The organism is Phyllobacterium trifolii, assembly GCF_014192095.1.
Lineage (GTDB): Bacteria > Pseudomonadota > Alphaproteobacteria > Rhizobiales > Rhizobiaceae > Phyllobacterium > Phyllobacterium trifolii.
Genome location: NZ_JACHXN010000068.1, coordinates 1 through 1,026 on the forward strand (window position 1 = coordinate 1; position 1,026 = coordinate 1,026).

The window sequence follows — 1,026 nt, forward strand, 5'->3', positions numbered from 1 at the left end:
AACAAATGCTTGTCGCCGAGGAACCGGTAGCGCGAGAAGGCATAGGCTGCAGGCAATGCCACCAGCACCGAGATCACCGTGTTCATCACCACATAGATGATGGAATTGATATAGCCCTTGTACCAGGACGGATCGGTGAAGATGACCGCATAATTGTTCAGGGTCGGGTTCTGCGGCCACAGTGCAAATGAGTTCATGATCTCATTGTTTGTCTTGAAGCTCATATTGATGAGCCAGTAGATCGGCAGCATCAGGAAGATGATGTACAGCGTCGGGATCAGCCACCAGAATTTGGATTCGTCGCCGCGCTTGCGCATCTTTCGCGCCAGTGCCTTTGCGATTTTCCCTTGCTGGATGTTGTCATGCCCGGACGTCCGTGAAAGGCTCGCATCGTTAACATTCATGTCAGCGCTCCGCATCGTAATTGGTCATGACGGTGTAGAACACCCATGACAGCAAGAGAATGATCAGAAAGTAGATGATCGACATGGCGGCCGCTGGTCCAAGATCAAACTGACCGATAGCGATCTTGACGAGATCGATCGACAGGAACGTCGTCGAACTGCCAGGGCCGCCGCCAGTGACGACGAAGGGTTCGGTGTAGATCATGAAACTGTCCATGAAGCGCAGAAGTACGGCGATCAGAAGCACGCGGTTCATCTTCGGCAGCTGGATATAACGGAATACCGCCCAGCGGGACGCGCCATCGATCTTGGCCGCCTGATAGAATGCATCGGGAATGGACACGAGACCGGCATAGCAAAGAAGCACGACGAGGCTCGTCCAGTGCCAGATATCCATGATTACAATCGTAAACCAGGCCGCGACTGGATCGGCAGCATAATTATAGGCAATGCCCATTTTCGCCAAGGAGTAGCCCAACAATCCAATATCAGATCGGCACAGGAGCTGCCAGATCGTGCCGACGACATTCCACGGGATGAGGAGCGGGAGCGCCATCAGGACCAGGCAGACGGGAACGCCCCAGCCCTTGCGCGGCATATTGAGCGCAATGATGATGCCCAG

The 1,026-nt window shown here is 54.2% G+C and carries 1 protein-coding gene and 1 pseudogene; both read right to left on the reverse strand.

The window, feature by feature from the left end:
* Positions 1-317: pseudogene (locus tag FHS21_RS30385) on the reverse strand (carbohydrate ABC transporter permease); the annotation flags it as partial.
* Positions 318-405: 88 nt separating this feature from the next.
* On the reverse strand, positions 406-1,026 hold a 621-nt coding region (locus FHS21_RS30390; RefSeq protein ID WP_183665878.1), incomplete at its 5' end, for a carbohydrate ABC transporter permease.